The organism is Aliidongia dinghuensis (genome assembly GCF_014643535.1).
GTDB classification, from domain to species: domain Bacteria; phylum Pseudomonadota; class Alphaproteobacteria; order ATCC43930; family CGMCC-115725; genus Aliidongia; species Aliidongia dinghuensis.
In genome coordinates this window covers 87,815-102,236 of record NZ_BMJQ01000009.1, presented here as the reverse complement: position 1 = coordinate 102,236, position 14,422 = coordinate 87,815, and the positions used below count along the sequence as shown (strand labels likewise).

Here is a 14,422-nt window from a genome sequence, read left to right as displayed (position 1 = left end):
GTGCGCGTCGACTGGTCGCTCCAAACGGCATTGACTTGCCGAGGTCTGTCACTTATATAGCGATGTTGTTATATAGCATATAGGTTATGTAGTGCAAATCGACCCGCTCAGCGTCACCTTTTCGGCCCTCGCCGATCCGACCCGTCGAGCGATCCTCGCCCGGCTTGCCCGCGGGGAGGCTTCGGTCACGGAGCTGGCGCGGCCGTTCCGCATGAGCCAGCCGGCGATCTCGCGGCACTTGAAGGTGCTGGAACAGGCCGGGCTCATCTCGCGCAGCCGGGTGGCGCAGCGGCGGCCCTGCCGGCTCGAGACCCAGCCGCTCGAGGAGATCGCGCTCTGGGTCGAGCACTATCGCCGCTTCTGGACGGAGACGTTCGACCGCCTGGGCGAACATCTGGAGCAGATCAGGAACACGCCACTGGGAGGCACCGACGATGGACATGAATGAGCTCGCCGAACTCTACGCCCGGGAAATCGTCACGACGCGCGTGTTCGACGCGCCGCGCGCGCTCGTCTGGCGGTCCTGGAGCGATCCCGAGCAGCTGAAGCGCTGGTGGGGGCCGAAGGGCTTCACCAACACGTTCCATGTGTTCGAGTTCCGCCCCGGCGGCGCCTGGCGCTTCGTCATGCATGGCCCCAACGGGACCGACTATCCGAACGAATGCCTGTTCGTCGAGATCGCCGAGCCGGAGCGGATCGTGCTCGACCATCTGTCGGCCCCGCGCTTCCGCCTGACCGCCAAGTTCGACGAGGTGGGCGAGCAGACCAAGCTCACGTTCCGCCAGCTGTTCGAGACCAAGGAGACCTACGAGAGCATCAAGCGCCTCGCCACGCTGGGCAACGAGCAGAACCTCGACAAGCTCGCCGAGCATCTCGCCGGCCAGCGCTGACGCGCCCTTCCGACCGCCGCCGTTTTTTGCCACGAGCGCGCGGGAGCAGAACCGTTGTTACTGCGTTCTCACTCCGAAGGGGGCGACTCTGGGCGGGTGAGAAGACTGGTGCAATGGGTTTGGTGGCGATGATATTGGGCAAGCGCCTTGTCCGGGTTTCGACCGCAGAATTTCACGACGGGTGGGGGCGCATCCCCATAAGCTTTCATCTCTATGAGGACCGGTGGGGGCGCCGCTCCTATCGGGTTCAGGCGCCCGAAGGAGTCATCGGCGCCCGCCAGCATCGCGTCTTCGAGGGGCCGGTGCTCGCCTGGATCGGCGGCGGCGAATTGCCGCCCCCGACGCTCGACGGCAGGCGCGCCGCCGCGCGCGAGCCGGTGGAACGGCTCAACCGCGCCGACCGCGAGCGCATCCTGAAGCTGCTCAACATGCTGGGTTCGGAACATGACGGCGAGATCCTGAATGCCGCCAAGGCTGTAGTGGCGCTGCTCAAGTCGCGCAATATCAGCTGGGCGTCCGTCATGTCCGCCGATTCCGAGCCGCCCCCGACCTAAGCTTAGGCAGCCTAAGCATAGGCGACCTAACCATAGACCTGGCGTTAATTGGCGCCGCCGACCTCGGCGCAGGTCCCGGGCTGCGTCTTCTGCTCGCCGGTGACGGACGAAACCTGGGTCAGCACGGCCTCGTGCTGGCGCAGATCGATCGTCAGCAAGGCCGAGGCACCGCCGCGCGCCTCGTGCCGCGCGGTCACGGTCTCGCCGTCGTCCGAGGTGATCTTGAAGCGGGTGTGGGGCGGACCGAGCTCCACGATCGCACCGGCGGTCATGCGATAGCTATGGGCGTGGCTGCCAGTGTCGTCGGTGAAGCTGCAATCGAGCCGGCTCGGCGGCGTCTTCGGTGCCGCAGACCTCGGCGGCGAGACCGGCGGCACGGGCACGGGCAGGTACTTGCAGCCGGCCAGAAGACCCGTCAGAAGCAAGGTGCTCAGAGCCAAGGTACGATGTCGGCGCGTCATCAAGGTGCCATCCGTTGGGGCCCTTTGTCTGGGCTGAAAGATTGTCGCCCACCGCTAACGCAACAGAGGCATACTCAGCTCCATGCACATTTCTGGCGCTGAATTGCGTATCCCGGCGTTTGCCGACGCATGGCGCGACCTGAAGCTTTGAGCATCTGAAATGTGGCGATCCGTCGCAATCTTCGTCCTGGCTGCCCTGTTTACCGCGGCTGCTTCCGCAGAGGACACGGCACCGGCTGACCCTGCGCCAGGTCCCGTTCCGCCAGCGGCAGCCGAGCCGGACCCCGTCCCACCGAACGGCTTCCAGCCTGACGTCATGCCGCCGATGAGTCCCGCGCCGACCGGCGGCTATGGGGCTGCGATCGCCCGCTGGCAGGCGCTCGCGGCGCGCGGTGATGCGGACGCGGCGCTGCAGCTGGGCATGCTCTACGACACGGGCCGGGGTGTGCCCCAGGACTTCGCCGCCGCCGAGCAATGGTACCGCAAGGCTGCCGAAGCCGGCAGTGCCGCGGCTGCGTTCAATCTCGGCACGCTCTATGACTCCGGCCGCCGCGGTGGTCGCAACGCGGCCGCGGCCTATCACTGGTACCGCGTCGCGGCGGAGCGAGGCTTCGCGCGCGCCGCCTATCTCGTGGGCGTCATGACCGAAACGGGTGACGGCGTCGCCGCCGATCCCGCGGAGGCGGCAAAATGGTATCGCCGAGCGGCGGCGGGCGGTGTCGGCGCCGCCAAGGTGCGCTTGGCCGCGGTCGCGGGGGCGCCGAAGGCTTCCACGCCGTCGGCGCGGCCCGCGATGGGCGAACGGCAGTTCGCGACCGCCGTCGCCGAATGGCGGGCGAAAGGGTTGGCCAAGGGTGGCGCCCGGGCGCTGGCCTCGCTCCAGGCGGCCGCGGCCCAGGGCTATCCGCTCGCGGAATACGACCTCGCCTATGCCTATGAACATGGCGTCGGCATCGCCCCGGACCCGGTCCAGGCCTATGAATGGTACCAGCTCGCGGAGCAGTCGGACGGCGCCCCGACCCTCAAGGCCGCCGCCGCCGCCAACCGCGTGCGTATCGGCGCACGGCTCAGCGACGAGGTGCGCGAAACGGCCGACCGCGCGAGCTCCCGGCTCCTGTCGGCGACCGGGGGCGATCACTAATCAAGGCGCAAGAGCAACCGCGTGGTGGCTCGGCTTGAGGTGGCGGAAGTTGGCTAGATTGTTGCTCTCAAGGGGCGGCAAGCCATTGAAATCATTCGGATCTGAGACGAGGGCTCGCGACGGTATCCAGCGCTTCAGTCCAGTTCATTTGCCTAAGCCTCCATCCTCGCTCGAAGAAAAAGCGATTCCAACGTCTAAGAGACTCACCCTGTCGCGTCTCAAATGCGCTTTCGCCGACATGCTCCAAATCGGCGATGAAACGCTCCCGCATTTCGAAGCTCTCGGCGTCGCGTTGCACTTGAAGTGGCGTGGCGGATAGGATTCGACCCTCCCCAAAATCCTCGGGCCGGCCGCCCAGGAAACTGATCAATCGGCTCAATGCGGCATCCGGATTTTCAAAAAAGTCTTCATAAACAATTTTGTGATGTGCAATTTTATATTTACTAAAATATACGTCCCAAGCGAGATTTGCCGCCGAGATGATCATATATTTTGATAGTATATCCAAATAATTATATTGGAAAAGGCTGTTTTTTGTTCGATCTTGTTGCGAATGCACCCAAGAATTGGAAACCTCCGCACGGCATAATGAAATCGCTTGAAGGATTTTGTCGCGACGCGTCAACCAAACCCATCGGTGATTTGGTAGCACATCATCAATCAAACGATACCCTGGAATGACTGCGCGCAAGCGCTCGTCAACCGCTGCACGATGATCGTGGCTCATTTTCACGCCGAAGATTCCACTCGCTTGGTGGCGTCTGATCAGCTGCAGAAATCGCTCCAGAAAGTCCTGCTTGTCACATCTCAGTAAATGCTCGCGATTCTCGGGTGATGGTTGGAACAGCTCTCCTGGCGCCCCCATGCCGTTTTGTGCCAACAAATCACATATGGCATTGCTTCCGCAACGCGGGGTGAATGCGATTGAGTAGCTTCTTTGGATGGAAGTAATTGTTTCGCACATGCCATGTTACCGCTCGAATGCTGTCAATCGAGAAGGTATGCCCTTCTCCAGATAAAAGTACGCACTCTGCATGCTTCCCATCCCCGAAGATCCTGAGACCATCATCAGATGGCTGGGACGTGGGGCCTGCGGAATAAGGCTCGAGCTAGTTTGTGCGGCTAAGTCAAATAAAAAAAATAGTATTGCTGCCAATGGGGCAGTCGCTGCCCTGCCTGGCCGCGTCGTCCGGGCGAGAGGCGATATCCATGCTCGGCTCACGGGAGTCGCTTTTGTCAATTCGAGAGAAGGTAGACGACGCCATAGCCGCGCCCGTCCTGCGTTGGCTCAACCGGGCTCCCACCTCTGCGAGCGCTCGGACAGCAGCAGTTCATCGCCCGGCCTTCCGAGAGCGACTTGCGCTCGCGTCGCAGCTGCCGCAGTAGCGATCGTCCAGCCGTCATCCATGATCCGACGAACCGTCGGTCGCGGATCTTGCATTGGGCGCGCCTTCTCTCAGAAGCATAGGAAGCGAGAAACGCTGCGAAAAAGTCGCGTCCGTTCGGTTGATCGCGCTAGGAAAGCGTGATCGCTACTTTGGTCCGCTCGGGCTCTTCAACAGGCGCGGGTTTACGCTGTAGTGGAGCGGGACCAGGATCGGGGTTTCCCAAGCCATACAACGCATCGCCGACGAGCGCGGCGTAGTCGTCCCATGAACTGAGCGGTCGACGAGTTGCCTCATCTGCGAGCTTGCAATGCAGCGCCTCGTCGAACGCTAGCCGCTCCATCGCCTCCACGAGAGACGAAACGTCGGACATATTGGCAGTCAGGCAGCCGCCTTCGCGCGCCAGTTCCGCCATCACGCCTTCATTGCTGCAGATGCACGGTTTTCCGAGCCAGAGGCTTTCCACGATCGGCAGCCCGAACCCCTCGACCAGAGAGGAATAGACGGTGAAGCGGGCGGCGCTGTATTCCCCCCGCAACTCGGCATCGTCCAGAACTTGGCGCCAGTGAACCGGCAGACCGGCAGCTATGGCGGCCTCGACGTCCGCCACGATGGAATCGGCGCCGGCGTAACGATTCCCGACGAGGATGAGCTTCAGCCGCCGCGCGGGATGGCGTCGCACAAGCTCAGCGAACGCCGCCAGAAGAAGGCGGTGATTCTTACGAGGCTCCAACGTCGAAACACAGAGGATCCGCACTTCGTCCTGGTCGGGCATGCCAGGATCCTTGACCCGATCGGTCATTCCAAACTGCGCTGGAAGCCATATCGCGTCCAAATTTGCGGGCAGAGACGACTTTTGTTCTTGGACGTAGCGGCGGAGAGCCCGCAGGGATTCGCTGGAGTTCGCGATCACTTGATCTGACCGGATGAGAGCCGCCAGATATTGTGGGAAATTTCGAATAACCTCGTCGGAGCAGTGCGTCTTGTGAAACACAGGGATCAAGTCGTGCAGGATGGCGGAGCACATCAAGCCCCGTCGGCGAGCCCATTCCAGCCGAAGCATGTTCGTTCCATCCAGTGCGACTTCCGGAAAGAACATAATCGGCGGCAATACGCACTGCGGATGCCTCGCCAGCATTATTCGCTCCAACGCGGCGCCGCGGCGTGCCGGGTCCACGAGCATGGCCGGATAATCGACGGGGCCGCCGTAGGAACTCAAAAAGCCATGATCAGGATCAGTTAGTTCATAACATCCACCGCCAGCATTCCAGCGAACAAAGACGACGTCCAACTGGGGATTGCGCTGAAGGCGCTTTGTCAGTTGCCGTGTTACGCGCACAACTCCGGAATTTGCACCGTCGGCCGCGGAGTTGGTGACGTCGACGAGAGTCATGCGTCGTCCCGGCGAACGCTCGGTGGTCGCCGACGCCGCCGATTGGACTTCTTCCCACCATGCCGACAAGGTCTGCCGCCATGGAAGTTTCGTTTCGAATGCGGCAAGGTTCCTAAATGGGATACGCGGTAGGTCCGCGCCGGACAGGATCGCTACCGCTTTGCGGCACATCTCCTTTTCGTCACTGCACAGAAACCAAGGATCTGCGGCGACCTCCGGATGTGCGCCAAGCGAAAAAGCAAGGACAGGCTTCCCGCCGTTCTGCATTTCCACGAGGGGCAGATTGAAGCCCTCCCAGCGCGACGTCGAAACCCCGAGATCAACTTCGCTCATGATCTCGCGAAGTTCAGCATCGGTCGGATGTCCAAGCAACTTCACAAAAGATGAGAGGTGCTCCGGAACGTCAACTTCCTGCTGCGTCCCCAAGATCAGCAGGAGGGTGGCCGGAAGCGAATGCCTAATGCTCTCCAAGACAGCTAACGCCGATGGCGAATTTTTATATCCGGTCGGCTCGTAGCGACCAAGGCAGAGCGCCAGCTTGCAGCCGTCCCGCCGCAGTTGGCGGACTTGCTGCACGATCGGGCCGCTCGCGCCGCCGTCCGCTGTTTCCTCAGCCGCATAAGGTGCTCGCAAATGATCGGAACCAAGCAGGATCGTCCTGACACCTGCCGAATGGGCACGATCTCCCAGCGTTTGAGACTGCTCGATGAAGTGACTGATCGGCAATACTCTATCGATGAAGGGCAGTGTCGATTTCCTGATGCGACGCAACTCAAGCTGGATGGGAAGACCTGCTGTCGGGATCCCATCATGCGGCACGGCTCCCGCATCGATGAAAATACTAGGAACTCCCATGGTTCCGCTTCGAGCCGCAAGGTCGAAAAACGGCCACCCTCCGACAATTAGTACATCCGGCTTTTCATGCAGCCAACTTTCCATGACCGCTTTCGTAGCGGCGCGCTCGATCTGCTGCATATCTGCGCCATTAGGTGGCTTCACGACCTTAACGTGATCGCCAAGTCCCGTTATCAAATCAGCGGCATATCGCATGCACGCGAAAGAAATCCGCGCTCCTTTTTGCCGAAATTCGCGCGCTGCCAAGATTAGAAGGCGGTCAACCCCAAATCTTGAGATGAAACGTTCATTGCAGAATTGAATTCGAAGCTCGCGCGCCATTTTATGCCTCGATTGGAAGGTAGTACTGGTCGCGCGCGCGCAGCTGATTAAGGAATCGCAATATATTCACATCTGTGTATTGCCGATCCCTCTGTTTGTTCGGTCGTAATTCTCCTATTGCACGTATCAGTTCACGTCCATCGGAATAGATCACAATCGAGGGTAAGGTTTCAGCGAGAATGCCGGCTTCCCGGCCATTGCGCATAATGACGGGCAGCCCGCGGCGAACGGCATAATCCAACGCACCGAGCCCGCCCGTCCGAGACCACCACCAGAATGCGGAAGCACGCTCCCATATTTCGTCACTGGCATGTTCCTGCCAGATCAATCGCAATCGAAGCCCGGGCACAGTCTTCGCCAAAAGACCAACCTCGATGGCGGTCACTGCATCGGCATGATCGCCGCCACAGATCAGGATGACTTCTTGTTCTTTTGCGGGGTTATCTTGCGCGAACCTGGAGGCGCTCCGATCGAGTAGGTCGATGATGCGCGTTACGGATAATTCCTCGTCGAATTCGGGTCGTCGCGCGATATTGCAGCGGCTATATTGGGCTATGAGGGCGGGCTCGCTAATCAAAGACGTCATCGCCCCGACGATTGCGCGGGGATCGGCGGGCTTGAATAACAGACCGGATTTTCCATGCTCGACGAGCGCTGGGTTGCCTCCAATATCCGTTGCCAACAGCGCAGCCCCAGAGGCGAGGCCTTCCAACAGTGAAACCGGTTCGTTTTCGGGCCATATCGACGGCAAAACGACGGCATGAGACGCCTTGATGATGTCCAGCAGTTCGCCGCGCTCGACTCGTCCAATCAGCAGCACATTATTTTCCAGGCCCGCTTCTTTGATCTCGCTGCGAAGGCGGTCTTCCAAATGACCGTGGCCTGCGATCGTCATGACCCATCGGTCGCGCAGCGTGACTTCGCGTCCGAGAAGCTTCAGCGCCTCGAGCAGCACGAGTATTCCTTTATGCTCGCCTAAAGAGGCGGAACAGAGGAATCGGATCTGCGAGGGAACCGATCGTGGCGATGCAACTACGCTCGACAGATCTATCCCGTTTGAGACGACCTCGACACGTCCCTCGAAGCCCGCAGCGGAATAAGCTTGAGCGAGATCGGCGCTCGGGCTGATCAGTAGATCCGCTTGGTCGAGGCAATGAGCGACGTAGTCGCGACGCAGACGCATTGGTATCTGCTGACCGGCTTTCGTACGCACGGTCGGGATGCAAAGCTGACACTCATCGAAGTCGCTGCACACGGCGTTATCGCGGCGCAGCCGAGTATTTTTGAAGCAGAATCCCCAATTGTCATGGAGCGTCGTTGCGACCATGCAACCAAGCTTTTTGGCCAACGGGATGAGATCCGCTCCGAGGCCGATCGGGTTGTGGAAATGGACCCATTGCGGTTGGTGGGAAGCAATCAGGCTGGTCAGCGCTCTTCCAGCTGGTGCCCACCGATAATTATCGCTGACCTCCAACGAAGGCAGAGACAGCCGGTATACCGGAATCCCGTCGAACTCGTCGACATCCAAAGACCCAGCGGGCGCGTCTGCGCTAGGAATTCGCCCGCCGAGGGCAACCACATCCCAATCACGCTTCACGAGTGCTTTTGCCTGCCGGTGCGCCACAATTTCAGCGCCGCCGACTGTCGCAGGGGGGTAGAAGTTACTAACTATCAGTAAGCGCTTTGACATTGTTACTTTAACATTATCTGTGTGGCTTTTCTTGTTCGTCGCTTTCAGTGTTCGGAAGGGGTACTATTCATGTGAGCGTGCAGACATTCAATAGAGGTTCGTGCTCCCTGTCCGACGTGAAGCGGACCGGCGCGCCTGTTCCCATTTAAATAGGCGATGGCAAAGCCGCCCCAGACTTCGCCGCGGCCGTCCACCACACTATGTTCAATGATTTGCCCGGGAACAAAGTCACAGTCGACCATGTGAACGAACTCATTTGCCTGCCAGTCCGCTGCCAGGATGCCTTTGCGACACTCGGGATTGCCGGAGTCATGCATGAGGATGATCAGCGGTTCTTTCGGCTGATACTTCAGCACCGCCTCGATGTCTCGCTTTATCCCGGAGCTGGAATGGTCGGCATCAATCAGCACAAAATTCAGCGCGTCGCCCGACGCGCGAATATCGTCAAGGGCCTGCGGAATGAGGGTGCCGGAATCGCCGATGCGGAGTTCCACGTTGGACGGCACATCAAATCGGTTCGGAACCGCAGGGTCGATATCGATTGCGATAATTCTGCTTGAAAATTGTGAGGTCAGTGAAAGACTACCGCCGTAATACACACCAATTTCGAGTGCGACCGAAGGACGGGTGCGGGCCAATACACCTGTGATCGCGATGCGCTCCCATTGCATCATTTGCCAATTTTCACGGACGACCGACGGGAAAAGAATGTCTTCAAACGGCAAATTTCCCTGGTTCATCCTACTAACTCCATTTCGGCCGGTGCGGGATTCGGGCGATGGGCGGCGGTCCGTTTTGCAGTCATTTCGAACTCGAAACATGCACCGTTTCGACGTCCCTTCGCCAGACACGTAATGTCCTTGAAGCCGACTTCCGCGAGCATCTCGGCAAGCGTGTCCGGCGTGAACATGTTGTAGTGGAAATCTCCGTCGTAGTCCTGTCCACCGAAGAGGACTTCTCGAAAATCTGAGAAGGCATAGGTCCGCTTCGCAATCCCGTCCAGCATAGCCTCGCCGTCGGGCGCTACAACATGGAGGACGCCATGATCCGCCAGGAGCGAGCGCCAATAAGGGAGCAACCGTCGCCGAAAATGTTCTTGAGGGAAATGCTCGATCAGATGTGCGGAATATATCTCCGAAACGGTCTCCGCTTCGAACGGCAGATCATCGACCTCCGCCACCACATCGACACTCGGCAACTCTCGTAGGTCTACGTTGATGTATTGCTCCATCGGTATATGCCCGCAGCCAAGATTCAGCCGAAGACCGCGGGCTGCCATTTCAGCGATCTTGATGGAGTTGATGATCTTTGGCGTGACTTTCCCCGGTTTAGCGCTCGCCGGATGGTTGCCGTACCGAATTTCAAGCAAGACCTCTTTGCGAATGAAATCGATCCGCTCCCAGAGCTGCTGCGTCGTATTCTGGAGCTGAGCAAAGGAATCCCGGTTGGACGCCAACTTAGCGTCGATACGACTTTCGGTCTGTTTGAGATGTGCGGCAAGCTCTGAAAGCTGCTTATCCATTTCTTCGATGCGGGCCAGGGGAGCGGAGGCGAGTTCCTTGCTCAATTTTGCCATCGTCGAGGTCATGCTCAACATTACGGGAAGCCATTCGTCGAGGCGTGCCTCTAGCCCTCCCGAGCGCGTTTCAAGCTCGGCAATCCGCCGTTCGGGTATCTGCAATCTTGTTTCGAGGCGCGCCCAAGCTCTTCTCCAGATCGGGCGTATAAAAGATCCCACCACGCCTCGTGCGACATCTTTCACAGCCATCTCTCATCCACTTTCGATCGACATACGCTCGCTGAGACATCCCCAGGCACGGCGTGGAACGGTTCGAGTGTGTATCGTACATTTCTCCGTGTTTCAACGGACCCGGTCGGCCGAGCGTTTCGGCGCGATGATCGTCAGCGCGGTCGACGGCACATATCCAGGCGTGTGTGTAGTTTGATTGCTACCCGGGCTAGATGTTGCGGCTGCTCCCTTGGCCGACTGTATTCTCGACCGCCGCCAGCACCGGGGCTACCGCCATGTCGGTGAGCGGCACGCGGCGCAGCACGGTTACCGCATTGCCGCGCGGCGCGCAGCGGCTCGGCTCGGATTCGCCCGAGAACAGCACGACGAGCGGCCGGCCGCCGGCCGCGGCGATATGGCTGACGCCGGTGTCGTTGCCGATGGTGACGGTGGTGGCGCGTGCGAGCGCCACCAGGTCGGCGAGCTCCGTCCGCCCGGTGAGATCGAGTGCCGCCGGCGCGCGGGCCGCAATCGTCTCGGCCAGGCCGCGCTCGCCCTTGCCGCCGAGCACGACCGGCAGCAGCCCGCGTTCCATCAGGGCGCGGGCGAGCTCGCCATAGCGCTCGGCCGGCCAGCGCTTGCCCGGATGGCCCGGCGACGAGCCGGGGATCAGCAGCGCGAAGCGCCGGTCCACGAGTTCCGGCGGCAGCGTGCCGCCCTGTGCGGGCAGTGCCGGCAACGGCACCGGATAGATCCCGGCCATCAGCAGCTGCTCGGCCTGCTTCGCAATCGTGTGCTGCGGGTCGCGCTCGAGATAGGCGTGCGGATGGGACGCGCCGGTGGCGATGCCGGACCATTCCGGTGTCGCCTCGGGCCACCAGAGCCGTGCATAGGAGCTCGAGCGCTGCGAGGTCTGCAGGTCGTAGACCCGGTCGAAGCGCCCGTCCTTGAGGAACCGGCGCAGGCCGAGCCAGCTGCGGATGTCGAGGGGCTGGGCGCGCCGGTCGACCTGGATGGCGTCGAAATAGCCGGTGGTGCGGGCGAACTCGGCGAACGGCCGGGTCGTGAGCAGCGTAACCTGGTCGGCGGCATGATGCCGGCGGATCGCCGCCATCGGACCCAGCGCCTGGATGAAGTCGCCAAGCGCGCTCAGCTTGATGACCAGGATGCGCCGCGGGCCTGATCCTTGGCGCGGCTGGCGGCGCGACGGGCGGTGCGCGGGCAGGGCGGAAAGGTCGACCTGCTCCTCGAGCGCATCCAGCACCTGGAACAAGGCCGCATGATGGTCAAGCTCGTCCGCGCCGATTGCGGCATCAAGCGCGTCCAGCACGTGCTCGGCCGACCGGACCACCTCGGGGTTGGGCGCTGGTCCGACCAGATAGTCGATTGCCTGCGGCCGCTCGAGCCGCCAGACGGCGCGCAGCGCCTCGTAGCGGCGGTCATGGCGCGCGCGCGCCTCGTTCCAGGCGAAGAAACGATTGAGCGGCGTTTCGGGCCGGAAATCGGCTGAGGTAAGCGCACGGTCCGGCCGGGTCAAGGCACGACCGATAGCAGGATCTGCTCCAGGCGATGCGACTGGGCCGGTGCCGAGAATTCGGCGACTGCCCGTGCGCGGCCAGCCTCTGCCATGCGTTGGCGCAGCGCGGGGTCGGCCGCGAGCCGGGCGAGTGCCCGGGCCAGCGCCGGGGCGTCGCCCGGCGGCACCACGAACCCGGTCTCGCGATCGACGATCGCCTCGGCGATGCCGGCGCTGTCGGAGCCCACGACCGGCACACCGGCCGCCATCGCCTCCAGGATGACGTTCGGCAGGCCTTCGGCATCGCCGGCCTTGGCGGTGACGCTCGGCACGGCGAGCGCGAGCGCCCCCGCCATGCGCGCCTTCACCTGGTCGTTCGCGAGCCAGCCGGTCTGCTCGATGCCGCCCAGGTCGGCGGCGCGGCCGGCGACGAGGGGGCCGAGCGGCCCATCGCCGACGAGGACGAGGCGCAGCGGATTGCCCTCGGCGCGCAGGAGCGCCATGGCGTCGAGCAGAGTCGGGATGCCCTTCTTCTCGACGAACCGGCCGACGAACAGAACGGTCGGCGGCTCGTCCGGTGGCCGGGGCGGCGGCAATCCCTCAACCTCGATGCCGTAGCGGTTCACCACCAGCTTTTCCGGCGGGAAGCCGCGCTCGATGAGGCGCCGCCGGATGAAGTCGGAGACGCAGACGAACAGCTTCGCCTCACGCTTCAAGGCCTCGAGCCGGCGCTGATAGATCGTCGGGATCAGCCGACGCTGATAGTGCTTGTCCTTGGTCGCGTCGCCGCCGTGGAAGCTCACGATCAGCGGCAGGCCGAGCTTGCGTGCGATCGGCAGCGCGATCGCGCCTCCGCGGCCGAAATGAGCATGGATGACTGCCGGGTTGAGCGCGGCCAGATCCGGCGTAGCGGGCAGGCGGCCCAGCTGCTTGAAGAGGGTGCGCTCGATATTGCCAAAGGCACCCGCACCGCCGAGCAGATGGCCCGGCGCGCCGAGGTCGGCGAGCCCATCATCGAAGTGGCAGCCGAGCCAATAGGGTGCCAGCGTCTCGAACGCGCAATATTGCCGGCGCATGAACGCCGCCTCGGACCGCGGGATCAGCCGGTCGCGATAGAGCAGCGCCGTGCGCATCAGTCGGATTGGCTCCCTGTGGTCGAACCGAGCGCATCCTGGCGCAGCGCCAGCGCCGCGACCGCCGCCGCCAGCATGAGCGAGGACAGGAACCATTCCTGCCAGACGCCGTAGCTGACGAGTGCGACCAGCGTGCCGGCGACGCTGGCTGCCACCAGGGCCGCGGCAGCCGTGCGGCGGCGGTCGACATAGCTCCGGCCGAGCGCCAGGATCACCGTGCCGAATCCCACGACGATGCCGACGGCGCCCAGCTCGAGCCAAGTCTGCAGGACCGCGTTGTGCGGATGCAGCGGCAGTTTCTGGCCCTCGACCGGGATCGCGCCCGGGCAGCCCTCGCCGAGCCGCACCGTGTCCTGGCCGCCGGGGATGCGCCGGGCGGCGTCGAGGCCCCAGCCGAAGATCGGCCGCTCGGCGATGCGCGTCGTGACGAAATCCCAGATATAGACGCGGTGCAGCGCCGATTTCTTGTGCTCGAACATCCAGCACTCGCGCGCCGGGTCGAGCTGGACCGGAAATGCCAGCGGCAGGCCCAGCGCCACGACGCCCAGGAGTGCCAGGAAACCCCAGCGCAGGCGCGGTGCCGCAAGCACCAGAGCGCCACCCGCCAGGGCGCCGGCAAGCGCCACCTTGGCCGAGAGGTCATGGGTCTCGAACACGCACAGGACTGCGAGTGCCACCTGCGCCACGGCCAGCCGGCGCGCGCCTGACCGCCACAGGCCCCAGGCGAGCGGCGCCAGCAGGATGGCGTGGATCGTCGCCCCGCGGCCGTAATAGGTGATGAAATCGTAGGCCGCGCGCGGCGCGTGGGTATGGCGGCTCAGGGCGCCGCCGAGCGCGATGTCGGCGAGGACGACGAGGTTGGCGACGACCAGCCCCCAGGCGAGCGCAGGCAACAGGCGGGCGGGTTGCATCGCCGCCACGTCCCGGCACCAATGGACGAGCGCCAGGCCGAGTGCCACCACCAGGCTCAAGCGCGCCGCGAGCAGCAGCGCCGCCTTGCCGTCGAGCGCCCACAGGCTCGACGCCAGCATGAGGGCGAAGAACGGCAGCCACGGCGCGATCGACCGGCCGACGCCGCGCCAGTCGAGTGCCGACCGGCGCCAAGCGAGGATGCCGGCGATGAGCGTCGTGATCGGCAGCAGGATGGCGGCCGACAGCGGGGCCGCATAGACCAGCGGGCCCAGCAGGAACAGGGCGACGGCCAGGAGAGGCGCCGCATTCTGGCCACGGCGGAGCCGAAGGTCGGTCGGCGTGGAGGGAGACAGGGTCATCAAGGGTCCTCGGCACCCCGGTTGAGTGCCGGAGCAGCAGCTAGTTAGCCGGGCCAAGAGCAGAGGGCAAGCCGGCCGGTGCT

Annotated in this window: 13 protein-coding genes; 4 read left to right on the top strand and 9 right to left on the bottom strand. The window is 62.8% G+C overall.

The features are described from left to right. Positions 1–91: 91 nt before the first annotated feature. The 3 genes from IEY58_RS17685 (at position 92) to IEY58_RS17675 (ending at position 1,444) form a co-directional block, all read left to right on the top strand. Positions 92–448, top strand: coding sequence for an ArsR/SmtB family transcription factor (locus tag IEY58_RS17685; protein WP_189048149.1), 357 nt, complete (start codon positions 92–94; stop codon positions 446–448). Continuing rightward, positions 435–890, top strand: a complete 456-nt coding sequence (locus IEY58_RS17680) for an SRPBCC family protein (protein ID WP_229743794.1) — start codon at positions 435–437, stop codon at positions 888–890. Before IEY58_RS17685 ends, IEY58_RS17680 begins: the two co-directional genes overlap by 14 nt. A gap of 113 nt (positions 891–1,003) precedes the next feature. Continuing rightward, positions 1,004–1,444: a hypothetical protein gene (locus tag IEY58_RS17675; protein ID WP_189048147.1), complete on the top strand. Its 441-nt coding sequence runs from the start codon at positions 1,004–1,006 to the stop codon at positions 1,442–1,444. 44 nt (positions 1,445–1,488) lie between these two features. On the opposite strand, the gene IEY58_RS17670 is transcribed toward IEY58_RS17675, so the two are convergent. After that, a complete protein-coding gene (locus IEY58_RS17670; RefSeq protein ID WP_189048145.1) occupies positions 1,489–1,905 on the bottom strand; it encodes a hypothetical protein in 417 nt (138 codons plus the stop codon). 325 nt (positions 1,906–2,230) lie between these two features. Here IEY58_RS17670 and IEY58_RS17665 point away from each other — a divergent pair, with 325 nt between their 5' ends. Then, the gene (locus IEY58_RS17665; RefSeq protein WP_189048143.1) at positions 2,231–3,046 is read left to right on the top strand and encodes a tetratricopeptide repeat protein; all 816 of its coding nucleotides are present in this window, start codon (positions 2,231–2,233) and stop codon (positions 3,044–3,046) included. 91 nt (positions 3,047–3,137) lie between these two features. Here IEY58_RS17665 and IEY58_RS17660 read toward each other — a convergent pair whose 3' ends face one another. From IEY58_RS17660 to IEY58_RS17625, 8 genes are all read right to left on the bottom strand, one after another. Then, the gene (locus tag IEY58_RS17660; RefSeq protein ID WP_189048141.1) at positions 3,138–4,010 is read right to left on the bottom strand and encodes a Stf0 family sulfotransferase; all 873 of its coding nucleotides are present in this window, start codon (positions 4,008–4,010) and stop codon (positions 3,138–3,140) included. Positions 4,011–4,561: 551 nt separating this feature from the next. Next, entirely contained in the window at positions 4,562–7,000 is a 2,439-nt protein-coding gene (locus tag IEY58_RS17655; protein WP_189048139.1) for a glycosyltransferase, read from the bottom strand. A 1-nt stretch (position 7,001) separates the two neighbouring features. Continuing rightward, the gene (locus IEY58_RS17650) at positions 7,002–8,690 is read right to left on the bottom strand and encodes a glycosyltransferase (RefSeq protein WP_189048137.1); all 1,689 of its coding nucleotides are present in this window, start codon (positions 8,688–8,690) and stop codon (positions 7,002–7,004) included. Between the two features lie 44 nt (positions 8,691–8,734). Further along, on the bottom strand, positions 8,735–9,430 hold the full coding sequence (locus IEY58_RS17645; protein ID WP_189048135.1) for a class I SAM-dependent methyltransferase: 696 nt from the start codon (positions 9,428–9,430) through the stop codon (positions 8,735–8,737). Beyond that, complete coding sequence (locus IEY58_RS17640; RefSeq protein ID WP_189048133.1) at positions 9,427–10,458, bottom strand: class I SAM-dependent methyltransferase; 1,032 nt, start codon at positions 10,456–10,458, stop codon at positions 9,427–9,429. The genes IEY58_RS17645 and IEY58_RS17640 overlap by 4 nt, the downstream gene beginning before the upstream one ends. A 190-nt stretch (positions 10,459–10,648) precedes the next feature. Further along, positions 10,649–11,956, bottom strand: a complete 1,308-nt coding sequence (locus IEY58_RS17635; protein ID WP_308422440.1) for a glycosyltransferase family 9 protein — start codon at positions 11,954–11,956, stop codon at positions 10,649–10,651. Next, positions 11,953–13,068 (bottom strand): glycosyltransferase, encoded by a 1,116-nt coding sequence (locus tag IEY58_RS17630; protein ID WP_407648413.1) that lies wholly within the window; start codon positions 13,066–13,068, stop codon positions 11,953–11,955. The genes IEY58_RS17635 and IEY58_RS17630 overlap by 4 nt, the downstream gene beginning before the upstream one ends. Then, positions 13,068–14,339, bottom strand: coding sequence for an O-antigen ligase family protein (locus IEY58_RS17625; protein WP_189048129.1), 1,272 nt, complete (start codon positions 14,337–14,339; stop codon positions 13,068–13,070). The genes IEY58_RS17630 and IEY58_RS17625 overlap by 1 nt, the downstream gene beginning before the upstream one ends. Positions 14,340–14,422 lie beyond the last annotated feature (83 nt).